This window comes from Desulfobacter curvatus DSM 3379 (genome assembly GCF_000373985.1).
GTDB lineage: Bacteria > Desulfobacterota > Desulfobacteria > Desulfobacterales > Desulfobacteraceae > Desulfobacter > Desulfobacter curvatus.
This window is the reverse complement of sequence record NZ_KB892938.1, coordinates 1-6311: the sequence shown is the minus strand read 5'-3', so window position 1 is coordinate 6311 and position 6311 is coordinate 1. Positions and strand designations below refer to the sequence as shown.

Below are 6311 nucleotides of genomic sequence, written 5' to 3'. Positions count from 1 at the left end.
CGCTCCGAATTGACCTTATAACCGATGGCGATGATGGCCGAGAGATTGTAGTGATTGGTGTTATAATTTTTGCCATCAGAGGCAGTTATCCGAAAATTTCGGATAACTGAAATTTCCTCTAACTCACTGTCTCTAAATATCCTTTTCAAATGATAGTTTACCGTCCTGACATCAACGTCATAGAGCGTGGCTATCATTTTCTGGGTCAGCCAGATGTTCTCGTCTGCGTATACCGCCTCAACACCGCTCTTGCCTGTGGCTGCAACAAATGTTAGATACTCGGCCGCCGAGGAACGAACAATAGAAGTCTCTTTTTTTCCAGCTTTTTGAAGTTGCTTGTTTTTATCCGTCTTCATTCAACGCCGCCCCAGTTTTGATACCTGTCCCGGGACCAACGGAGGTATTTCATCAACTCCCAGTTGATAGAACCGGAATCAAACCGATCACTGTCGTAATCGCCACCGGACCATTCCATGTAACCTTCGTGCTCTTCATGGCTCGGGTCCTTCAGGGCGTTGCAGAATTCAAAGTAGCCGGGTACGCCGCCTACATCTTCAGGAGGGCAAGCGCGTTCGCCTTCAAGACAGGCCAGTTCCGTTCTCAGTTCCGGATTGAAATAGCGGCTTTCCTCCAGAACAAGTTCATGCTCCCAGCTATCCCCGAAATCATACAGATAACCAAAGGTGCGGCCTTTCTGTTTGATCAGATTTCCAAGACGGTACCTGCCGCAAACCAGCCCGTCTTCTTTCGATTCCGGGTATTCCGTGTATCGTTTATTACCGATGGTGAATTCGTGCAGATGGCTGTCGGTCCAACCCATGACAATCTGAATGACATCGTGCAGCCGGTCCAGCGTAATGCTGGCGGGTACCACAAAACTACGCCAGATTGCCGGTTCGATATCAAGCAGTTGTATTTTCAGCAGATAAAATCGTTCGTTCATTTCTTCACCTCATATTTTGACCAGAAGCTTCGTTTTCGGCCATGGGCCTGAATGATCTTCTCTTTGAAAGCTTCGTGATGATTAAATTCTTTCCAATCGGCGACGCTTGCCGCCAGCTTATCTAACTTTTTTAGATACCGAATACCATGGGGATAGGCCTTGGTGTACCCACGTTCCAGAATTGAGAAAAGCAGATTGCGGTACATCAGGCTGGTGACAAGATGGCGATCTTCTGGCTCCATCGCTTCTGCCAGAGAAAGCAGACTGCCGTAATGTTTACCATCAAGCTGGTCGGCACGCCCCAGAAGATATTCTTCGGCTTCATCTATCTTCCCGACTGCAATCAGGAATTTGGCATCGGATTCCCGGAGCCTGTCGGTTTTCAGGATTTGCTCAACTTCATCATTGATAACATCATCCCGTTTGTCATGACCGATGACATCCAGAAGCGCCTGCAAGGTGTCAGTGGAATGATGGGATCTGTATTTCTGGTACAGAAGCTTTGTCAGCTTTTCAGAATCACCCTGCTTATGGTAGATCTCCTCAAGGAGCTTATCCCGCTCGTATGCTTGAAAGGTTTCACCTTCCGGGATTTTCTTAAGCCAGGAATGGGCGGTTTCAACATCTCCGCTTTCAAGGTATACCCGGGCAATATCAATCAGCGCCGCTGTGGACAGCTTTCCCCATGAAGCGATGCGCGTCTTTTCAAACAGCTTTGCATCCTTGATCTGGCGGGCCAGTGATTCGATCAACATCAGGTGACGACGTTTGCCGTATTCATCTTTTTCTTTGTCTGCCCATTGCTGAAGCGTTGTAATCATCGTTCGGATAACATCCTCAGGCAGACACACTCCTGCACAATCAATCAAAGTGTCCCGGATGCCGTAATTGTCCTTTTTATTTACTTTAAGAATGATGTCCGCAATTTTTTCTTTGTCTTTACAGCGTGAAGCATAGTCCACAAACAGTTCTTTAGCATCATAGCGGAAAATATCGCCAATATTTCCGCTGGAGTCATCGCACATCTCAAAAATGGTATTGTCAGCCTCGTAAAATGCCGCAACAAGTTCAATGCCGGTGAGCGGATCATCCACCACACCGGATTTTAAATCCTGCAGCAGCATTTCCAGTTCTCGGGCAAAACTGGAGGCTCCCTGCCAGTCAATAAATCGCTTTGAATGTTTCAGGCCGGAAAGCTTCTTCTTAAAGCGTTGAACATTTTCCTTTGGGGTGGCAATCAGCTGTTCAATCAGGTCATCCGCCTCATCGGAATGGACTGCAAAATTCAATAAGGCATCTGCAAGGGCGTGCGGCCCCAGATCGATCAGTTTTTGTTTGCGGGAATCAGTCATTTACTTGTCCTCTAATTCATATTCCAACCCTTGTACAGCCCGGGCCGGACATTGAGCTGCGGCCACCGGATACAGGTGTGATGTTTATCTGGGTGCTGATTCTTTCTTTCAGTGCTGATATACCGACTTGCCAATTGCCATCTTCAATCAGCCAACGACACAAAATCCCTAAAGGTAGCCAACAAATCACTCCTAAATATAAAACTTTTTGTTTATTTTTGATGTTTGATGACTTCAAATAATTTCCGTTTTCAAAATCGGACAAGGGCTGTTAGATCGAAATCAGCAAATGATAAAATGCAAAATAATTTGGAGATTATCCTGACTGCTGTTTATATGGCAAGGGAGAATTTGCACTACTGGGTTTTTAATTTTTACAGAAGCGTTCTTCGATCTGTTTGGGGCGAAGACTACCTAAAGGACAAGGTCCATTTTTCGGAAGGGCTCCCCCTCAGACTCCCTGTTACTCCTGTGGAAGCTGAAAATGTGGAAGATAAATTTAAGTGGTTGAGAGGAGAAATCATATTTACAAAAATCAGCACTATATACCATTGCTAAATACACCTCCCTGCTATATACTTTACATATATAGCAAACTAATTATAGGAGACTGCCCATGGATGTAGGAACCGTCTTTGTAAATAATAGAACCCAAGCGGTAAGATTACCAGTTGACAGCAGATTCCCGGAAAATGTGAAAAAAGTTGTTGTGCGTGTTGTCGGCAAAGACCGTATACTTTCACCTGTGGAAAACACATGGGATAGCTTTTTTCTTTCTGAAGATGGCGTCTCAGATGATTTTATGACGGAACGTGCTTCACAAGAACAATCAGAAAGGGAATCTTTTTGATGCTGAAATATATGTTGGACACCAATATCGTTATTTATGTGATTAAACGTCGACCACTTGAAGTATTGGACATTTTTAACGCCCATGCAGGCCGGATGTGTATTAGTTCAATAACGTTAGCAGAATTATTACATGGTGTTGAAAAAAGCTCTATGGTGTCACACAATCTGCGAAAAGTAGAAGATTTTGTATCACGTATAGAAGTCCTTCCCTATGATGATAATGCCGCCGCCCACTATGGAAATATCAGAGCGGATTTAGAAAAGAAAGGTACGCCTATCGGGGTCAATGATCTGCATATTGCAGGCCATGCCCGAAGTGAATCTTTAATCCTGGTTTCTAACAACATACGTGAATTTGTGAGAGTCGATGGTTTGCGGCTCGAAAATTGGATAGAAACAAAGTGAAGAGATAGGGTTCCAAAGAAAGGACTACCTTTGCGCCAATGTCGATTTTTCAAGCAAATGGATACCGCAGAATATCCCTGTCATCCTGTTTAATTATTTCAGTTGCTCTGCCTATACAATACCTATGGAACGTCACGTAATCAAAAATTGCAAAGGATGTAATCAGCCTCTTCGTATCCGAGGATCTGGTCCTCTTCATTAATAAATCTTGAATTATTTTCAAGAGTTTAAAAGCTTTGTCATATAAGCGGTTGCAAAATCAATGAAATTGCTCACGCGCAATGGCAGGCGTCTCTGCACCTGGTATACGATATGAGCTGGTAGGTCTTGGGCGTGCCAGTCCGGCAAAATTCTTATTAGTCGCTTGGAAACAAGATCTTCAGCGATCAGCCACTCCGGTAACACAGCAATTCCAAGCCCCATCCGAGCCGCTTCACGCTGGCTGGTGACACCTTCAGACGTCAGGACAGGCGTTATCTCCAACCTGTTTTTTTTCTTTTCAGTCGAATAAATTATGACTTCCTTTTCCCCACCGAATTGAAAGCCGGAAAGCGCGAGCCACGGCCAGGATTGAAGTTCGATTGGCTTGGAAACAATGGCTTTATGCTTCTTTAGAAGCACAGGGGAAGCGACAAGGTATCGCTTAATGGCCGGGAGTGGGTGTGCAATGATCATATCATCCGTCAGGGTACCGGCGATGATGCCTANATCGCAACCTTCTTCAAGCATATGCATTGGGCGATTGGAATACGCAAGGCTAATTGTCACTGCAGGATTGGCTTGAATGAAACTTGCGGCAAGTCGACTGACGACACTCTGGCCGAAATCAATTGTTGAGAACAGACGGATATGACCTCGCAGGGTTGTCTGGTCGTTCTGAAGCCGCAATTCGGCTTCCTCCGCCGCGGCCAGAAGGGATTGGGCCTCCTGCAAAAACTGGTTTCCCGCCGAAGACAGGCGCATCCGGTGCGTATCTCTGAATAGCAATACGGCTTCGCAGCGAGCTTCCAGGGTCTGCAAATAACGGCTTAGCGTCGGTTGCGTCAACTGGAGTTTGCGGGCCGCTGTAGAAATATTGCCACTTTCCACAATACAGACGAACGCGCGCAGCAAGGATAAATCGTCAAATACTGTCATACAAAATCAGTATAATTGATATTCTGCTTATTCGTCTACCAAAAGTTATAGGCTGTTACATATTGTTGGTTGAGTAAGACATAAACCCAAACCGAAGGAGGGGGCAATGAATACATCTAAAAAGAGCAAAGTGGCTATCGTTACAGGAGCATCCCGTGGAATCGGTGCGGCCGTTGCCAAGCGCCTGAGCGCCGATGGAATATCCGTCCTGGTGAATTTTGCGAACAATGCTGATTCAGCCAACGCCGTGGTGGGAGCCATCAAGGGCAAGGGAGGGAGAGCCACCGTAATCCAGGCCGATGTTTCCGTGCCTGAGCAGGTAGTGGCCATGTTTGACCAGGCCACCGCGCTTTATGGCGGGGTCGATATTCTCGTCAATAATGCCGGAATCATGCAGCCGGGCCTGATCTCCTTATCCGATACGGATGATGCATTGTTCGACAAAATTGTAGCTGTTAATCTTAAAGGGACATTCAATACGCTTCGGCTTGCAGCCGGGAAACTGCGGGATAACGGGAGAATCGTCAACTTCTCCTCCAGTGTCCGCAAGCTTGCCACACCAGGCTACACTATATATTCCGCAACTAAATCTGCGGTTGAGACACTGACAAATATTTTTGCCAAGGAATTACGCGGCCGGAACATCACCGTAAACGCGGTGGCTCCCGGACCAACGGCAACGGATCTTTTTTTAAAAAACAAAACGAACGAACAGATCCAACACCTGGCCAAAATGCCGCCGTTGGAGCGGCTTGGGCAACCTGAAGATATTGCCAATGCCGTGGCGTTTCTTGTTGGTGTGGATGCCGGTTGGGTTAATGGCCAAACTATCTATGTCAATGGTGGAATCGTTTAGTCAAAAGAAGGAGACGTGCGATGAAAAAGATAATCGTTATAACAGGTGCTTCAAGTGAATTCGGGTGTATGGCTGCATAGGGATTGGCGAAGGCTGGGCATACAGTCTATGCCGGGATTCGGGAAACCACAGGGCGCAACGCCCGGCAAGTTGTCGCGCTCGCAGGATTAGCAGCGCGGGAAAAGGTGGATTTGCAGACAGTTGAAATGGATGTCGTATCAGATTAATCTGTCCATGCCGCGATCAATCGGATTAGAGACTTTTGAGGCGAGCACTGCTTATTCGATCGGTTTTGTTTTTCAATAGACAATTGCCCTAGACTGTCCCTGTCACTCCGGATCTTTTAAAGGACGATTCAACCACAATATGTGGGCTTGTTGAAATTTCAAAAAAGAGAACCCTACAAATGCAAAAACTCACCTTTAGAATTTTAGCCCCCTAAGAATTGGTTGGAGTATCAAACATCCTTTCTGTAAAGGCTTTGGACGAAACATGATACCATTATGTTGCGAGCTGGCCTAACCAACTGAATTTAAAAGCTTTTTCTATCAGGTGCCTTGCAAATCAATATTGTATTGAAATTCAACACGTTAAAAACAATTTTGAAAATTTTAAAAATCAGTGGCAACATAATTTTTTGTTTTACTACACACCCCTCCAAGGCTAGCAAAAGCTGCTTCAGTGGTTTATAAACTGTCAAGCCAGGCAAGGATTTCAGCACTATTTTCCCAGTCGATCAACTCATCAATTTTTTTGTCATGAGTTA

Annotated in this window: 9 protein-coding genes; 4 read left to right on the top strand and 5 right to left on the bottom strand. The window is 45.6% G+C overall.

Annotation, left to right across the window (positions count from 1 at the left end; genetic code table 11):
* From rhuM to B147_RS31630, 4 genes are all read right to left on the bottom strand, one after another.
* Positions 1 to 356 (bottom strand): RhuM family protein (gene rhuM / locus B147_RS0104740; protein ID WP_026259509.1); only part of this gene is annotated, 356 nt, incomplete at its 3' end.
* The gene (locus B147_RS0104735) at positions 353 to 943 is read right to left on the bottom strand and encodes a plasmid pRiA4b ORF-3 family protein (protein WP_020586097.1); all 591 of its coding nucleotides are present in this window, start codon (positions 941 to 943) and stop codon (positions 353 to 355) included. The genes rhuM and B147_RS0104735, both read right to left, overlap by 4 nt.
* Positions 940 to 2295 (bottom strand): tetratricopeptide repeat protein, encoded by a 1356-nt coding sequence (locus B147_RS0104730; protein WP_020586096.1) that lies wholly within the window; start codon positions 2293 to 2295, stop codon positions 940 to 942. Before B147_RS0104730 ends, B147_RS0104735 begins: the two co-directional genes overlap by 4 nt.
* A gap of 16 nt (positions 2296 to 2311) precedes the next feature.
* Entirely contained in the window at positions 2312 to 2533 is a 222-nt protein-coding gene (locus B147_RS31630) for a hypothetical protein (protein WP_157237776.1), read from the bottom strand.
* 59 nt (positions 2534 to 2592) lie between these two features.
* Here B147_RS31630 and B147_RS32270 point away from each other — a divergent pair, with 59 nt between their 5' ends.
* Genes B147_RS32270 through vapC form a run of 3 tightly spaced genes read left to right on the top strand, consistent with a single transcriptional unit; the run spans position 2593 to position 3552 of the window.
* Positions 2593 to 2853 (top strand): hypothetical protein, encoded by a 261-nt coding sequence (locus B147_RS32270; protein ID WP_020586095.1) that lies wholly within the window; start codon positions 2593 to 2595, stop codon positions 2851 to 2853.
* Positions 2854 to 2911: 58 nt separating this feature from the next.
* Complete coding sequence (vapB, locus tag B147_RS0104720) at positions 2912 to 3145, top strand: type II toxin-antitoxin system VapB family antitoxin (protein ID WP_020586094.1); 234 nt, start codon at positions 2912 to 2914, stop codon at positions 3143 to 3145.
* Complete coding sequence (gene vapC, locus B147_RS0104715; protein ID WP_020586093.1) at positions 3145 to 3552, top strand: type II toxin-antitoxin system tRNA(fMet)-specific endonuclease VapC; 408 nt, start codon at positions 3145 to 3147, stop codon at positions 3550 to 3552. Before vapB ends, vapC begins: the two co-directional genes overlap by 1 nt.
* Positions 3553 to 3771: 219 nt before the next feature.
* Here the strand turns inward: vapC and B147_RS0104710 are convergent, their stop codons facing one another.
* Positions 3772 to 4689: a LysR family transcriptional regulator gene (locus tag B147_RS0104710; protein ID WP_020586092.1), complete on the bottom strand. Its 918-nt coding sequence runs from the start codon at positions 4687 to 4689 to the stop codon at positions 3772 to 3774.
* Positions 4690 to 4795: 106 nt separating this feature from the next.
* Here B147_RS0104710 and B147_RS0104705 point away from each other — a divergent pair, with 106 nt between their 5' ends.
* A complete protein-coding gene (locus tag B147_RS0104705; RefSeq protein ID WP_020586091.1) occupies positions 4796 to 5545 on the top strand; it encodes an SDR family oxidoreductase in 750 nt (249 codons plus the stop codon).
* Positions 5546 to 6311: the final 766 nt, after the last annotated feature.

What these genes read in the sequence shown, in the direction of transcription:
- B147_RS0104705 (WP_020586091.1), top strand. Translation starts at nt 4,796, where the DNA reads ATGAATACATCTAAAAAGAGCAAAGTGGCTATCGTTACAGGAGCATCC.
- B147_RS32270 (WP_020586095.1), top strand. Translation starts at nt 2,593, where the DNA reads ATGCAAAATAATTTGGAGATTATCCTGACTGCTGTTTATATGGCAAGG.
- B147_RS0104735 (WP_020586097.1), bottom strand. Translation starts at nt 943, where the DNA reads ATGAACGAACGATTTTATCTGCTGAAAATACAACTGCTTGATATCGAA.
- vapB (WP_020586094.1), top strand. Translation starts at nt 2,912, where the DNA reads ATGGATGTAGGAACCGTCTTTGTAAATAATAGAACCCAAGCGGTAAGA.
- B147_RS0104730 (WP_020586096.1), bottom strand. Translation starts at nt 2,295, where the DNA reads ATGACTGATTCCCGCAAACAAAAACTGATCGATCTGGGGCCGCACGCC.
- vapC (WP_020586093.1), top strand. Translation starts at nt 3,145, where the DNA reads ATGCTGAAATATATGTTGGACACCAATATCGTTATTTATGTGATTAAA.